Genomic DNA, 15,512 nt, shown 5'->3' on the forward strand with positions numbered 1-15,512 from the left:
AAGCCTAGATTGCGGTAAAATCTAAACAGCGTGCTGAGTGGATATTTGCAAGGCGATTGACGGTTAGCAATTTTTATTGAGTTAGATACTTATGGATTTAAATAATTTAGTTACCCAGCTCAATGCTGGGGCGATTCTTCCAGAGGGAATCGTCGTTATCGCGCTGTTGACGGTGTTAATCGGGGACTTGATTTTGGGGCGAAGTGCCGCACGCAGTCTAGCTTACATTGCTGTTGGTACATTACTCTGCTCGATTGTAGCTCTGGTATTACAATGGGAGAATCCCAATCCAGTTGCATTTATCGGTGCCTATAGTAGCGATCCACTCAGTATCGTTTTTCGAGGTATTATTGCACTGTCGGCGATAGTGACGATCTTGATGTCGATTAGCTATGTGGAACGCACGGGAACTGCTTTAGCTGAGTTTGTCACAATTTTGTTAACAGCGACGTTGGGGGGAATGTTACTCTCTGGTGCTACCGAATTAGTCACAATTTTCGTCTCGTTAGAGACTTTGAGTATCTCATCGTATCTGATGACTGGCTACATGAAACGCGATCCGCGATCGAATGAAGCTGCGCTAAAATACTTATTAATTGGTGCGTCGAGTTCGGCTGTATTTTTGTATGGTGTTTCGCTCTTATATGGATTATCTGGTGGCGAAACGAGATTGGCAGCGATCGCGACGGGCATTGCTGGAGCTAATGGTAGTCTATCATTAGGGTTAATCGTATCTTTAGTATTTACGATCGCGGGCATTGCGTTTAAAATTTCGGCGGTACCCTTTCACCAATGGACTCCCGACGTATATGAAGGTTCGCCGACTCCGGTAGTGGCGTTTTTATCTGTTGGCTCTAAAGCGGCGGGGTTCGCGCTAGCAATTCGCTTATTAGTAACGGCGTTCCCGCAAGTCATCGAGCAGTGGCATTTTGTCTTTACCGCGCTGGCAATTTTGAGCATGGTATTGGGAAATGTGGTAGCACTAGCACAGACGAGCATGAAGCGGATGCTAGGATATTCTTCGATCGCTCAAGCTGGATTTGTGATGATTGGCATGGTAATCGGTACTGAAACTGGTTATGCCAGCATGGTATTTTATCTGTTCGTCTATCTGTTTATGAATTTGGGTGCTTTCGCCTGCGTGATCTTATTTACGCTCCGCACGGGTACCGATCGGATTAGCGACTATGCTGGTTTATATCAAAAAGATCCCTTCCTTACTCTCGCGCTGAGTATTTGCTTATTATCGTTAGGTGGGATTCCGCCCTTGGCTGGTTTCTTTGGCAAAATTTACATCTTTTGGGCGGGTTGGAAAGCTGGGGCTTATGGTTTAGTATTACTGGCACTAGTAACTAGTGTCGTGTCTATTTACTACTATCTCCGCGTCGTCAAGATGATGGTAGTCAAAGAACCCAATGAAATGTCCGATGTCATCAAAAACTACCCAGAGACTAATTGGAATCTCCCCGGAATGCGCTCGTTGCAAGTAGCTACCCTAGCAACCTTAATCGCGACTTCGCTAGCGGGTATTCTCTCTAATCCCCTATTTACCATCGCCAATGACTCGGTAAGCAACACGCCGATGTTGCAAGCGAGTTTAGAGCGACAAGTGGCAAGTAAATAGATGGGAGTTCGGAGATGGGAGTTCGGAGATGGAAGATTATAGTAGGTAGCGGTTAATGCTATTTACTTGTAAACATCCAAACTTTACTCCCACTTCTCCCTACCATCTGTCTTGAAAAGTTGCTACGCTTGTTTCCTAAGAACACTGCGCGGGCGACCCGCCCATCAGCACTTTTCGCTTCCATCTCCCCTCTTCCATCTCCCATCTCCATGCGAATCGTCTTCTTCGGTACTCCTCAATTTGCCATTCCCACATTGGAAAGACTCTTAGCCGAGCCGCAATTTCAAGTAGTTGGAGCCGTGACGCAGCCTGATAAAAATCGTGGTAGGGGTAATAAATTATCGCCATCGCCGATTAAAGAGTTGGCGATGGCGCATCAGATTCCCGTTTGGCAACCTGCTCGGATTAAAAAAGATCCCGAAACGATCGCAGCACTACGCGACCTCGCAGCAGATATATTTGTAGTAGTAGCCTACGGACAGATTTTATCTCAAGAAATTCTCGATTTACCCGCAAGAGGATGTATTAACGTACATGGCTCTCTGTTACCAGCTTATCGCGGCGCGGCACCAATTCAACGCTGCTTGACCGATGGTGTAACTCACACGGGAATTACCACCATGCTAATGGATGCAGGGATGGATACGGGGGCAATGTTGCTTAAATATGAAACCCCAGTGAGTTTGTGGGATAATGCCGATCGACTGGCGGCAAAATTAGCCGTTGAGGGTGCTAATCTGCTAGTCGATACCATTAGAGACCTCGATCGCATTACACCGACCATACAAGAGCATACAGCCGCTACTGCTGCACCACCCATTCAGAAATCAGAATACCAGCTCGATTGGACTCGATCGAATATTTCACTTCATAATTTAGTACGCGGCTTTTATCCCAATTGTGTCGCTACCTTCCGCACACAGCCACTGAAAATTCTGGCGACAGCACCGCTATCCGCCGAGTTTCAAGCCGATTTATCGCCCCAAATGCAGAATTTACTACCGGAATTAGCCAGTCTAGATCCCGATACTAGCGTACCAGGTACTGTCGTCAAAATCGCCAAAGGTTTAGGGCCGATCGTCAAAACTAGCTCTGGATATCTACTGCTGCATGAAGTTCAGCCCGCTGGCAAACGTCCCCAATCTGGCGCAGATTTAGTAAATGGTACCAGATTATCTGTAGGCGAAATATTTGGCTAATCGGCAATTGCCAGCAAAAAGAGATCGAAGCATAGCAAAGCATTCCCAACTCCTTACTTCTTACTCCTCACTCCTTACTGTTAGTTCCTCGATCCCGTAACGATAAAAGTTACCCGATAGGCAATATTAGTCGCATGATCCGCCATGCGTTCGAGATGGCGAATGGTTAGTGCTAGTAGAATCGTCGGCTCGATCGAACCCTGGATGTTTGTTTGAGTGGCGAGAGTTTGATAGATGGTATCATAGGCCAAATCCACATCATCATCGAGCTTGTGAATAGTTGGGCCAGCCTTGCCATCTAAATTAGCCAAAGCAGCTAAACTCGATTCTAACATCGCCCTGGCGTGATGAGACATCTGCTCGATCGCGGGGATGCAGGAATGCGCTGAATACGGAAATAATTTGAGCGAAATTTGAGCGAGATCTTTGGCATAATCTCCAATCCGCTCTAAATCTCGAACCATTTGCATAAATGCACTCAGCCGTCGTAAATCTTGAGCGACTGGGGAAGCAATCGCCATCAATTCGGCGCATTCTAGTTCGATTTGATGATAAAAACTATCAATTTTACGATCGATCTGGGGAATCTCATCAGCCATGCCAATCTCGCGCTGAAATAACGATCTGTGTGCTAGTCGAAAAGATTGTTCTACCAAAGCTCCCATCAGCAGCATGTCTTGTTCTAGGCGAAGGCTGCGGTATCTAAATTGTCTAGATTCACTTAATGAATAAGATGTAGTCACATTTAAAATTATTTATATTATCTGGCGGTGGGGCAATTAAAGTAAAAATATCGATCGGTCGATCTATTCTAGGATAAAAGGATGTTAATGAATGTCTTAGATATCACTATAATCGAAAATAACTAATTAATTGGCAAGATGATTTTAAACCAAGCTCCACCTGTTTGCGGATGATTGTTGGCAACGATCGACCCCTGATGTGCGAGAATAATCTGACGAACGATCGACAGCCCTAGACCACTCCCTGTCGTTCGAGCATCGAGTGTATCAGTTTTAGTCGGTTCGCGTTGGCGAGAAACATCACCGCGATACAATCTGTCGAAAACATAGGGGATATCGGCTGCGGTGAATCCAGATCCATCGTCGTAAAGGTCGATTTCAACCGAGCTTCGATCTGATTTTAGTATTTTAACATCGATCCAAATATGTCCGCGATCGGGACAATATTTTAAGCTATTATCAAATAAATTAATTAATACCTGCGTGAATCGAGCTACGTCGAGCTTCAAGATTACCTGTGGCGATCCTTGGTATACTAGTTCGACTTCTTGTTGCTTGGAAATAGGTTCGATCGTATGCCAAACATCATCGATTATCTTTACCAAATCTACTTCTACCAGTCGTAAAGATTGAGCCGAAGATGTTTCTAGTTGGCTCAATTCTACAAAATGTTGAATGAGATCGATCAGTCGATTAGTTTCTTTTAAAATTCGATCTGCCCAGCGCGTTAGATCTGGAGGAACTTTAGACTGTAATGTTTCGGCAATTAAATGAATCGCAGTTAGCGGCGTGCGGATTTCGTGAGCCAGATCTCCGAGCCACCTTTCCTTAGCTGTCTCGGCATCGACGCGATCTTGTCGGCTCTCGATAAAAATTCCGATCGCACCATCGGCAAGAGGGATACTATTAGCTTTAAGCCAAATCGAGCGGGAATCTGCCGCTTCTTGATAGCCAAAATGAAACTGCCAAACTAATTCATCGGCAACCTGACTCGATCTAACTGTCGCTATCGATCGATCGAGTTCGTAGGAGCGAACTAATTCTAATAATAATCTAACTTGTCCGGGCTGCCAATTATGAATTTGCAATAACTTTTGAGCCGTTTGATTGCACCATAATACTTGATTATCAGCATCGAGTTGAATATAACCGATCGGTGCTGCTTGAAGTAAAGATTGCCAACTAAACAATTGTTGCTCTAGCTGTTGATGTTGCTGTCGATCGAGGGTAATTCTGCGCCGTAACTGCGATACTAGCGGCAGCGAAATATCTTCATGAGATGGGGCTGTTTGCATTGTGTCTAAGACTTGCCGCAATTGCTTTTGAGCAGAAGATTCACACAAAACGTAGCAAGCATACGCACCTGCGAAGATTCCACAAAGAGCAGACAGCAAGATGGTTGAAAACATGGCTGATATATAGGTAAAAATATCGCACCGATTAAATCGACTCCAAAGTCGTTACCAACACAGCCAGAAGATCGCATTAACCCGGATTTATCTGCCTTAATTCCACTACCGTTAAGAGTTAGAAATCGTCTCCTAGCTTGAGGACGATCGAGCGGGACGAGGACAATTTAATTTTAATTGTAATCCAAACCGCCACTTGCGATCGGCAGCAACGTCGAGCTATGGCCCTGCAAACACCGCATTCTCAATATCTTGGCGGCTCAGAGAATATTTAAACGTGCGATAGATACTGGGATTGGATGGTGTGAGTGGAGTTTGCGGATTGGCACTCGCACTACTCAGATTAGTGGCGTGATAACGGACGGTAAGTTCTTCGATATCCAGACATACTTCGGCGCGCCAATCGGACTTGGTAATATGCCAGCAATGCAACTCACTATCATCTTGTTCGCAACCCATCGAAATCAGCCATTGCTCGATTTCTGGCAAGGGATGATTGTATAAAGGGGTATCTTCAGTCGGTAGTAAGGTCATGGATGGCAACAAGACAAAGGTCGATCGATTACCATTTTAGATCGATTACCCGCTCGTGGCTATCCGCTCGGCAACAACTGACTCCAAATCTGCTGGAGTATTACAATTTACTAGCTGCATCGGCTCGGTAATAGCCAATTCTGTTACTACTTGCTGCTTCAGCCAACCTTGCAACGATCGTCCGCCAGCTTCGATATATGCTAGCAGTGAGTGGTGGCAAATTTGCCGATAGAAGCCGCATAAAGGCTCCCAACCTTTGTCTACATGTTTGGGGAGATAAGCGATGCTCCGAGCTGGAATTGAGGGCAATGCGTCGATCGCCGCTTGGATGAATGGAGTTGATAAATTAGGCAGATCGCACGCTAGCGTCAGTACCCACGTTGAATCGATGACTGTCAATGCTTGAGACAGCGCGATCGTCGGGCCGAGATCTGGTGGCTGTTCGAGGATAAAATTACAGGTAACTGGCAAAATTGCCCGATATCTGTGCGCCCAAGGCGTGACAACATAAATTCGATCGATATTTTGACAAGCTGCAACCGCATCATAAATCCGCCTTAACATCGGCACACCATCAATATCGATCGTCGCCTTATCTCTACCCATTCGCTTGCTCCGCCCGCCAGCCAAGATTAATACAGATATGGTGGGCATGGGGAAGTGAGGAGTAAGGAGTAAGGAGTAAGGGACTTGCAAGTAATAAATCAGTCCAGCTTAATTTCAGAAAGTAGGGTGTGTTATCCCTTACGGGATAACACACCGTTCGGGGAGCTGGAACGATTTGATTTTTGGAAGTCCCTAAGAAGTAAGGAGTAAGGAGTAACAAGTAAGGAGTAGGGAGTAAGAAGTAAGAAGTAAGAAGTAAGGAGTAAGAAGTAAGAAGTAGGAAAAATCCCCTCCAAGGAGGGGTGCCCGTAGGGCGGGGTGGGTAGATCTTCGCTAAAGCCTAAAACCTAAAACCTAAAACCTAAAGCCTAAAGCCTAAAACCTAATACCTAATACCCGACTGGCAACTTAGACTTAGCTTGCTGTTGGGGCGTGGGTAGAGACTTATTGGGGCGTGGGGTTGCGCTGGGGATAAAGACGATCCGATCGGGAGTAGGATGCACTAAGCCACTACTTTTGGTTTCGGCTGTTTCGGCTAGTTGTTGCTTGAGATGTTCGTTCATTAGAGCTTGCTGCTGCTCTTGAGTTTGGAATCGTTTTAGTTGCTTGTGCTGAGTTTTCCACAAATCTTGAGTGCGGGCGGTATAGCCATACACAAGCGCGATCGATCCCAACAGGGTACAAAATATTATTAACGAACCTCGTTGCATGGTTAGCAGCGATTTAAGCCATGCTGGGGCTGAATTTGGGGTTAATTTTCTGACTGGTTGCCGTGGCTGAGTTTGGTTGAATCCAGCTACCTGCGATTTTGGAGCCGAACCTTGAGACACCGAAGATCGTTGGCGTTGCTGTGCTGATGAACGATTTTCCACGGAAGATCTTTTTGGGTGATACATGCAAATTCGATCGAATAGTACTAGCTGAATGCGATGTTGTAAACTGATAGTTACCGTAGCTACATATACTATCATTGTTTTTTAGATGCGCCCAACTACTACGATTCAATTAGCACAGATCGTGTTGTGCGTCAGTACCATTTTGCAGATTAGTCTCCCTGCTAGTGGGGTTATTTCCACAGATGACGATATTCCCGAAGAAGTTCTCAGAGCTGAAATTATTACCGAAGCGCGATCTCCGATCGATGGTAAAGCTCTATCAGCTAATGAATTTGCCGAATTAGTTGTCACTACTAAGCAACAAATAGATCGCGATAGTGCCGACGTTGCGGCAAATAGCCCCAAACTTAAAGAAACCATCCTGTTACTCCGCTTACGCAGCTTTTTGCGATCGGTTGGCGTACCGATTAAGTAGGTTTTAGGTTTTAGGTTTTAGGTTTTAGGTTTGAGGTTTTGGAACTGCGTTCTCTAGTTTCCTTCTAGTCTCCCAATCCTCTCGTCTCCCAGTCCCCATCCTAACTCACCAAAAACTCCAAATAACTAGCAGTAAGATCCTTAACGGCTAGATCGAAAAATTGCCTGCCATGTTCGGGGGTGGCGAGGCTGGGATCGGAACCCATTCTGCCATCGGGGTAACGGCGGCGAAAATCTGCCGCACCGAGAATTTTGCGTTCTGAAGACAGATTATTAGGATCTAATGGCGTAGATTTAACAGTTTCGGGGTAGAGATATTGAGTCAGAGCCACTTCTGATGGTGTGGCGTGAGAACCCTCACGATCGCCGTATAATTCTTTTGCCAGACGATAGACGCTACCGCACATAAACCAGTTTGCTGTCTGACATTCGATTCGATCGATATTCGGGATATTTAAATCGGCAAGATGGGCGTATGTCTCGGAATAAGCTGCCTTGAGGGTCGCAATATTACCACCATGCCCGTTGATAAAAAAGAACTTGGTAAATCCCGATCGCGCCAAGCAGGTAAGATAATCGCGGATGACTAAAATTAGGGTACTCGGACGCAAACTAATCGTACCGGGGAAACCAGTATGATGCAGTGCCATCCCGACATTAATTGTCGGTGCGACTAACGCTCTAGTAGCAGTACCCACAGCGTGGGCGACAGCTTCGGCACAAATAGCATCAGTCCCGATTGCCCCTGTCGGCCCATGTTGTTCGGTCGAACCGATCGGTATAATTATGCCAGTAGATTGCTGAAGATAATTTTCAACTTCCGTCCAGGTGCTCAAATGTAAACGCATAACGATCGGCTATTGGTGCGTGGGAATTAAAGATCGAGATGTGAGTTATTAAATTTACCGACTGAATTGTTGCTTGGCTAAATTATAAATATCCAGTGTCACCGCATTGGTACCGCGTTCTTGGGCAAAACTTTCGATCTTTTTGCGTGCCATCGGACGCACGAAAAAGGGAATTTCCTTGAGTTTTGCCTCTGCTTCAGCCGTCCAAGATATTCGATCGCTCATGGCAATTGCTCCCAAATTTAAGTTAGAGGTTAATGGTATTGACACTCAATGTCCGCAACAGTCCACTGCTTGCAAATGAGAATATACGGCAATTGGTTCCGATTTTCGTTCCGTAAGGCTACGCCAACGGATTGCCACTAGTCCAGCTAAATTAACTCACCCATAGCAATCGAACACCCTGCCACTAAGCACTTATAATGGCGGACGGCGACGACTATCTAAATTGGGGAGTGGCGAACGGTTGGAGCTAGGGGGTAAATATAATTGTTTCGATTTACGATCGGATCCGGCTTCTGCCTGCTGAATGCACCACCAGCGATAGCCAATTGCCACGCCAGAAGTCAGCAAGCCTAAAATCATCAATGTCCCAATTTCATTGACACCACCAAGAACGGCATCAACGGCACCTACGACGATGAGAAAACTGGATATTGGTTCTTTGCGGTATAGTCTTTTCAAGAAGGTAGGAAATATCGCGTTCATTTATGAGTGGTGCAGCTAGGATTCAATGGCGATCGCGCTTGCCGATCCAGACGATGAGTGTCCGATCGATAGGTACAATGCTAATCTTAATCCTATTCTACAGTCTCAGCCTAGAGAATCGATCGTCTATTGCTAGCTAATTAGTCAATACGCTGAGTTGTACGTATAGTTCCCTAATTTGGGGTCTCGATCCGCACCCGGCAATTTTTAATTAATACCCAATCCCATCCATGCGAGGGGATTCTGAGCTGTAACATATTCAATCAGTAATAATAATGCAAAGCCCATCATCGCCGCTCTGCCATTTAACTGCTCTGCAAAGCGGTTAAAACCAAATCTAGTGACAACTAGTTTCGGCTGGACACTGGGTTGTAGTTTTGCCATGACTGGGATGCTTGCGATTTGTGAAGTTTATCAATTTATATCTTACGGCTGTTTGGTGCGATCCGCTAGCCGATCGTTAGAAACAGGTAATACCGGACGACGATCGTGCCATAATTATTGAGAATTTTTTTCTATTACTGTAAAGTGTAAAACATTACATGAATTGGCGGTGTTAGCCGATCGCCATCCTGGGTTAAATTGGTACAAATCAGCAAACCTTATATTCTCTCTTCCAGTAAAAGATGTCGATTCATCAAGTTTTGCAATTTCAATCAGATCGCAATCCCGATGCAGTGGCAATTCAAGATGCATCTGGTTTCTTGACGTATCAACAACTTCACAGTAGAGTCAATCGGCTAGCCAACTATCTGCGCCAGCAAGGAATTAAGCCGGAAGTTTTAGTAGGCATCTATACCGAACGCTCGATCGATACCGCGATCGCTATTTTAGCAGTGCTGCAAGCGGGAGGAGCTTATGTACCGCTAGATCCTACTTATCCACAAGACCGATTAGAGTCGATTCTGGAAGATACTAACTTAAAATTAATCTTAACTCAAGCATATTTAGCTACGAATCTTGCCAATATAGGCGTAAATCTATTTTTACTCGATGTTCAAGCAGGTGAATTAGCGACGCAAAGTGAACTAGCACCAGCGCAGACAACTGGCGAAAGTCTGGCATATATTATGTACACATCTGGCTCTACAGGTAAGCCTCAAGGCGTTCAAATTACGATCGAGCAGATCGACTGCTATCTCAAGGCTGTCAATGAGGTGATGCAAATTCAGCCCGATGATGTTTATTTACTCTCGGCATCTTTTTCTTTCTCTTCATCGATCCGACAATTACTATTGCCTTTATCGCAAGGTGCCAAAGTAGTTATTACATCTAAAGATAATACTACCAACTTATTCAGTCTGGTCGAACTGATCCAGCGCGAAAAAATTACGGTATTCGATACGGTTGCCTCTGTCTGGAATTACATGCTAATTAGTCTGGCTGAGATGGAGCCAGAACAAAGCCGCCAGTTAATGGATTCCCAGATTAGATTGCTGATATTTTCGGGAGGATTATTAACATCGCAATTATTAGATCGGGTACGAAGTCAGTTTCAAGAACCGCCCCAAGTTGTAAATATTTACGGTCAAACCGAAACGATTGGCGTTTGTGCGTATCCGATTCCTAATGACTTTAACAGAACCGAAGGATATGCCCCTGTAGGTCGTGCTTATCTCCATAATCCACTATATATACTCAATGATGAATTAGAGCATGTTGCCGCCGGGGTTACAGGCGAACTGTGTGTTTCAGTACCGAGTTTAGTGCGAGGATATTTAAATAACTCGCAATTAAACGATCGGAAGTTTATCTCCAACCCATTTACCGACGAGCCGCAGTCGAGATTATATAAAACAGGCGACTTAGCCCGGTATTTACCCGATGGAAATTTAGAAATCGTCGGTCGTCAAGATTTTCAGGTTAAAGTTCGGGGAATGCGGGTAGAAATCGAAGAAATTGAAACTGTGTTGATGCAGCATCCCGATGTCCAGCAAGCAGCAGTAGTCGGGAAAAATCGGAGTACCAGTGGCGCGAATAAATCGGCAGACGAGCAAATTATCGTCGCTTATATCGTCCCCGCTCGTTCAGAAATTAATATTAACGATCTGCGATCGTTTTTAAAAACCAAATTAACCGATTATGCCATTCCATCGGCTTTTGAAATCTTGCCAGCTTTACCGCTAACACCTAATAACAAACTAGATCGCAAAAGACTACCAGAGCCTACTTACGATCGTTCGACAGTCACATCACCCCGCGATGCCTTAGAACTTCAATTAACCCAAATTTGGGAAAAAGCTTTAGGCATACAACCGATTGGCATTACAGATAATTTCTTCGATCTCGGCGGACATTCACTAATTGCACTTCAGGTATTCGCTCAAATCGAGCAAGTTTGGCACAAGCGGCTATCGTGGGGAGTTTTATTTAAATCCCCGACAATTACCAAGATTGCCGATCTGATTCGCCAAGATGAGATATTAACTACTTGGTCGCCGTTAGTATTACTCAAATCGGGTAAACATAAACCACCATTATTTTTTATTCATGCACTCGGCGGTACATTATTTGGCTATTACGATCTGGTCAGAAGATTGGGTGAAGATCGACCTATTTATGGACTTCAATCACAAGGTATCGATGGCAAACAGCATCCGTTAGAGCGCGTTGAAGATATGGCTAGTTACTTTATCCAATCGATTCAAACCGTTCAGCCGCAAGGCCCATATTGCTTGCTCGGTTATTCTTTTGGCGGTTTGGTAGCTTTTGAAATCGCTCGTCAATTAGCAGAATTAGGCGAACGGGTAGAGTTTTTGGGCTTAGTAGATATTAGGTCGCCGATCGTATCTAAAGATACCATGTCGGTCAAGAAGTGGCTAAGATTTCATATTGGTGAATTGCAGCAACTTCAGTTTAAAGATCGCGTAAAATATTTTACCAATAAGTTAACGCATCGAGTAGCACTCAAAACCAAAGGCTACGCAGAAGAGTATAAAAATATGATGGCGAATAAATTATCTGCATTTGAAATGTTTAAACCCGAATTATTAAATGTTTTAGAGTCAAATTTACAAGCGACTAAAAATTATACTCCTCAAGTTTATCAAGGACGAGCTACTCTGTTCTGGTGTGAGTACCAGTCTCTATATATCGAGAAATATCCCGATTTAGGCTGGGGAAATCTAGTCAGTGGAGGTGTAGATACGGTGTTCATTCCTGGCGAACATCTTTCACTATTGGCAGAACCTCACGTCCGAGTTTTTGCTGATAAGTTGAAATCGGTACTTGATAATGACGTTGTTGTCAGCTCACGAGTCTAGATTAAACTCAATCGATTAATTGCGGAAAGACGATAGAGTTTCTATCGTCTTTTTATAATAAAGAAAATTCTTGATTAATGTGTCTAACTATCTGTATTGATTACCGATCGATTTAACAGACTATCCAAACGATCGGTAGACCAATATTCTGAAGGATAAGCAATCGCTGAAATCGATGCTAGCCGCACCACCCAAGTTACGCGCTGGAAAATATATTCGGTCGATTCATCTTCACTACCAGGGACTAAAATTAAGACTTCGACAAAATGTCGATCGAGCGCGATCGGAATCCCAAAATAGCTCTTGTCGCGGGTTTCAAACCAAACCTTAATACCATCATGCAACGCTGCCTTCAATCTATGATACAACAGACTCGATTCTTTAACTTCAGATTTTTTACCCATAGTGAATAGATTGTAAGGGATAGAGGCGGGAGGCGATCGGATATTGCCACTCAACTTAAAACCATAGATGAGGCGATCGGGAACGGTAGTAGATGTTGTTTCAAGGATAGAATGTCATTCGTATGTCCGTTGGCGCAGCCGCGTTTCGGCAGAGCCGACGCTGCGCGAGTAAAATCGGTAATCGCCTCAGTAAGATTGAATCTAGATCCACATTATCGATACTTTAGAGCAGATCGGGCGATCGCGATCTGGGTTGTCAAGTGGTATTTTCAAGCTATGGGAGCGCGATTCTCCAAGGGAGAGGCTTCGCCAACGGCAACCGGGCAGATGCGTTACAGTTAATGAAGAGCAGCAAACTTTCAGCCCAATGTATGCAGATGGTTAGACCCGATCGATACTTGGTTGGCACACTTTGAATTAACTAAAATTATGCTAAATAATCTCTTTGGTGGTAAAAAATCAACTATCCCTTCGCCAGCGGATTCATTATCTGGCAGAGCCGAAAAAATGGCTCTTCCTGCCAAACATTTTGTTAATGGCAATTCCTTTACCCCACCATATCCGGCAAACATGGAGATGGCGATGTTTGGGATGGGTTGTTTTTGGGGAGCCGAACGTAAATTTTGGCAGTTGCCAGCAGGCGTACATATCACCGCTGTAGGCTATGCGGCAGGAAATACGCCTAATCCCACCTACCAAGAGGTTTGCAGTGGCGCGACGGGGCATAACGAGGTGGTACTGGTGGTATTCGATCCTGCCGTCATCACTTATCAGCAATTGCTCAAAGTCTTCTGGGAAAATCACAACCCCACCCAAGGAATGCGCCAAGGTAACGACGCTGGCACTCAATATCGCTCTGGGATCTACTGCTACTCCGACAGTCAGATGCAATTAGCGCAAGCTTCTAAAGCTGCCTATCAAGCTGCTCTGAATGATGCCGGACATAAAGAAATTACCACAGAGATTTTACCAGCCCCAGAGTTCTACTATGCTGAAGTCTACCATCAACAATATTTAGCCAAGAATCCTGGCGGCTATTGTGGTTTAGGTGGCACTAATGTCTGTATGCCTGAGAATTTGTCGGTGGCGATTTAGGTCTTAGGCTTTAGGTTATAGGTTTTAGGGGGGAAAGGGGGAAGGGTGCGGTATGCCTACGGCAGGTTATATGCCGTAGGCACAACCACATTCCCCACACTCCTAGCCTGCTCGACTAAACTGCAATCGTCAAAATCGATATTAACAACGATTAAAAAATTAGGTGTAATTACTCTTGTCAATAATTGGGAGCTATAGTTAAATTAAAATAGTTTAATTTATCATATTAATTGAAATCGTTATTAGGCGATATCAATTAATACTCATTACATGAGGAAACAAGCAAATAACTTCAGCCATTTGACGGCGATCGATCGCACTAAACTATCGTCGCCAGTTCAATTTTTACTCGGTCGAGATTTACTTAGAGGTCGCATTCTCGATTTTGGCTGTGGAATGGGTAATGATGTCAAAGTTTTACATAAAAAAGGTTTAGATCTAATCGGCTACGACCCACATTATCAGCCGATCTATCCCGAAGGTAAATTCGATACGATCGTCTGTTGTTATGTATTAAATGTGTTGATGCCAGAAATACAGGCTGATGTATTGATGAATATCGCTCATCTACTCAAGCCAGGTGGCAAAGCTTATTATGCAGTCAGGCGAGATCTCAAAAAAGAAGGGTTTCGGGAGCATTACATTCATAAGAAGCCAACCTATCAATGCACCGTCAAACTACCGTTCAAATCTATTCAGATCAATGAATACTGCGAGATTTATGAATACGTCCATTACAACCATCAATGGAATTCAAGCAATAATTGTATCTTCTGCAATCCCCATCGCAAAATAAATTTACTCACAGAATCAGCTACTGCTTATGCCATGTTCGATGGCTATCCCCTAAGTGAAGGTCACGTTTTAATCGTGCCCAAACGACATATTAGCAATTATTTTGAACTACCAGCCAAAGAGCAATCGGCTTGCTGGTTGATGGCAAATAAAGTTCAGGAAATTTTAACTCAAGAATTTCAACCCGATGGCTTTAATGTCGGGATGAATATTAATAAAGCGGCGGGACAAGCGATGAATCACGCCACCATTCATATTATCCCCCGTTATCATGGCGATACTCATCATAAAAAGAGTGGAATGCGATCGGTAATTCCCAAATCTTAGGTGCGGTTGCGATCTCAAACCCGATATCTCCAAAAAAAATTATAAATCGCGATCGCACTAAATCTGGAGCGGACGATAGATAATGAATGATAGCTATTCATCACCTGCCAGCAATGAAATCCACCATTACCTACCTGACAACTCAACTCGATCGGGCGATCGTAGCCGCATTGGGGGATGATTATGCTGGTGTCGATCCTCTATTAGTCTTATCGAGCAATCCTAAATTTGGGGACTATCAGGCGAATATGGCGATGGGACTTGCCAAAAAATTAGGGCAACAGCCACGCGCGATCGCTCAATCGATCGTCGATAATTTAGACGTGTCAGAAATCTGCGAAGCACCCCAAATTGCTGGTGCTGGCTTTATTAACTTTACCGTCAAACCTAGCTATATTGCCACTCAACTCCAAGCCATGCAGCTCGACAGCCGACTAGGGGTAGCCGTCGCCGAAAAACCCCAGCGCGTTGTCGTAGATTTTTCGAGTCCGAATATTGCCAAAGAAATGCACGTCGGGCACCTACGATCGACTATTCTAGGAGACTGCATCGCACGGGTATTAGAATTTCGCGGTCACGATGTCCTCAGACTCAATCACGTTGGCGACTGGGGTACCCAATTTGGGATGTTGATTCTTTACCTCCGG

General features: G+C 44.5%; 17 protein-coding genes. 7 read left to right on the top strand and 10 right to left on the bottom strand.

What is annotated here, in order from left to right; genetic code table 11:
• The first annotated feature begins 91 nt into the window (after positions 1-91).
• Together Q0R35_RS04935 and fmt are read left to right on the top strand one after the other, a co-directional pair.
• Positions 92-1,624, top strand: coding sequence for an NAD(P)H-quinone oxidoreductase subunit N (locus Q0R35_RS04935; RefSeq protein ID WP_295614978.1), 1,533 nt, complete (start codon positions 92-94; stop codon positions 1,622-1,624).
• A 209-nt stretch (positions 1,625-1,833) separates the two neighbouring features.
• The gene (gene fmt, locus Q0R35_RS04940; protein WP_295614979.1) at positions 1,834-2,823 is read left to right on the top strand and encodes a methionyl-tRNA formyltransferase; all 990 of its coding nucleotides are present in this window, start codon (positions 1,834-1,836) and stop codon (positions 2,821-2,823) included.
• A gap of 80 nt (positions 2,824-2,903) precedes the next feature.
• Here the strand turns inward: fmt and phoU are convergent, their stop codons facing one another.
• From phoU to Q0R35_RS04965, 5 genes are all read right to left on the bottom strand, one after another.
• Positions 2,904-3,566: a phosphate signaling complex protein PhoU gene (phoU, locus tag Q0R35_RS04945; RefSeq protein ID WP_295614980.1), complete on the bottom strand. Its 663-nt coding sequence runs from the start codon at positions 3,564-3,566 to the stop codon at positions 2,904-2,906.
• A 122-nt stretch (positions 3,567-3,688) separates the two neighbouring features.
• The gene (locus Q0R35_RS04950; protein ID WP_295614981.1) at positions 3,689-4,975 is read right to left on the bottom strand and encodes a cell wall metabolism sensor histidine kinase WalK; all 1,287 of its coding nucleotides are present in this window, start codon (positions 4,973-4,975) and stop codon (positions 3,689-3,691) included.
• 219 nt (positions 4,976-5,194) lie between these two features.
• Positions 5,195-5,509, bottom strand: a complete 315-nt coding sequence (locus Q0R35_RS04955) for a DUF3143 domain-containing protein (RefSeq protein WP_295614982.1) — start codon at positions 5,507-5,509, stop codon at positions 5,195-5,197.
• Positions 5,510-5,554: 45 nt separating this feature from the next.
• Positions 5,555-6,163: a molybdenum cofactor guanylyltransferase gene (locus Q0R35_RS04960; RefSeq protein ID WP_295614983.1), complete on the bottom strand. Its 609-nt coding sequence runs from the start codon at positions 6,161-6,163 to the stop codon at positions 5,555-5,557.
• Between the two features lie 341 nt (positions 6,164-6,504).
• A complete protein-coding gene (locus Q0R35_RS04965; RefSeq protein ID WP_295614984.1) occupies positions 6,505-7,086 on the bottom strand; it encodes a hypothetical protein in 582 nt (193 codons plus the stop codon).
• A gap of 10 nt (positions 7,087-7,096) precedes the next feature.
• Between Q0R35_RS04965 and Q0R35_RS04970 the strand changes: the two genes are divergently transcribed.
• Complete coding sequence (locus tag Q0R35_RS04970) at positions 7,097-7,426, top strand: hypothetical protein (protein ID WP_295614985.1); 330 nt, start codon at positions 7,097-7,099, stop codon at positions 7,424-7,426.
• A 100-nt stretch (positions 7,427-7,526) separates the two neighbouring features.
• Here Q0R35_RS04970 and Q0R35_RS04975 read toward each other — a convergent pair whose 3' ends face one another.
• From Q0R35_RS04975 to Q0R35_RS04990, 4 genes are all read right to left on the bottom strand, one after another.
• Positions 7,527-8,273, bottom strand: coding sequence for a creatininase family protein (locus Q0R35_RS04975; protein ID WP_295614986.1), 747 nt, complete (start codon positions 8,271-8,273; stop codon positions 7,527-7,529).
• 54 nt (positions 8,274-8,327) lie between these two features.
• Complete coding sequence (locus Q0R35_RS04980; RefSeq protein ID WP_295614987.1) at positions 8,328-8,498, bottom strand: PCP reductase family protein; 171 nt, start codon at positions 8,496-8,498, stop codon at positions 8,328-8,330.
• Between the two features lie 192 nt (positions 8,499-8,690).
• Positions 8,691-8,981: a hypothetical protein gene (locus Q0R35_RS04985; protein WP_295614988.1), complete on the bottom strand. Its 291-nt coding sequence runs from the start codon at positions 8,979-8,981 to the stop codon at positions 8,691-8,693.
• A 207-nt stretch (positions 8,982-9,188) separates the two neighbouring features.
• Positions 9,189-9,365 carry a hypothetical protein gene (locus Q0R35_RS04990; RefSeq protein ID WP_295614989.1) on the bottom strand — a complete coding sequence of 59 codons (177 nt, stop codon included), beginning with the start codon at positions 9,363-9,365 and terminating at the stop codon, positions 9,189-9,191.
• Between the two features lie 242 nt (positions 9,366-9,607).
• Between Q0R35_RS04990 and Q0R35_RS04995 the strand changes: the two genes are divergently transcribed.
• Entirely contained in the window at positions 9,608-12,244 is a 2,637-nt protein-coding gene (locus Q0R35_RS04995) for an amino acid adenylation domain-containing protein (protein WP_295614990.1), read from the top strand.
• A gap of 83 nt (positions 12,245-12,327) precedes the next feature.
• On the opposite strand, the gene Q0R35_RS05000 is transcribed toward Q0R35_RS04995, so the two are convergent.
• Complete coding sequence (locus Q0R35_RS05000; RefSeq protein ID WP_295614991.1) at positions 12,328-12,648, bottom strand: hypothetical protein; 321 nt, start codon at positions 12,646-12,648, stop codon at positions 12,328-12,330.
• A gap of 429 nt (positions 12,649-13,077) precedes the next feature.
• On the opposite strand from Q0R35_RS05000, the gene msrA reads away from it, so the two are divergent.
• The 3 genes from msrA to argS all read left to right on the top strand — a co-directional run.
• Positions 13,078-13,743 (top strand): peptide-methionine (S)-S-oxide reductase MsrA, encoded by a 666-nt coding sequence (gene msrA / locus Q0R35_RS05005; protein WP_366944826.1) that lies wholly within the window; start codon positions 13,078-13,080, stop codon positions 13,741-13,743.
• A 270-nt stretch (positions 13,744-14,013) separates the two neighbouring features.
• Entirely contained in the window at positions 14,014-14,865 is an 852-nt protein-coding gene (locus Q0R35_RS05010; RefSeq protein ID WP_295614992.1) for an HIT family protein, read from the top strand.
• Positions 14,866-14,978: 113 nt separating this feature from the next.
• Positions 14,979-15,512: arginine--tRNA ligase (gene argS, locus Q0R35_RS05015; protein WP_295614993.1), on the top strand; the 534-nt coding region annotated here is incomplete at its 3' end.

This window comes from Chamaesiphon sp. GL140_3_metabinner_50 (assembly GCF_025361915.1).
In the GTDB taxonomy this organism is placed as follows: domain Bacteria; phylum Cyanobacteriota; class Cyanobacteriia; order Cyanobacteriales; family Chamaesiphonaceae; genus Chamaesiphon.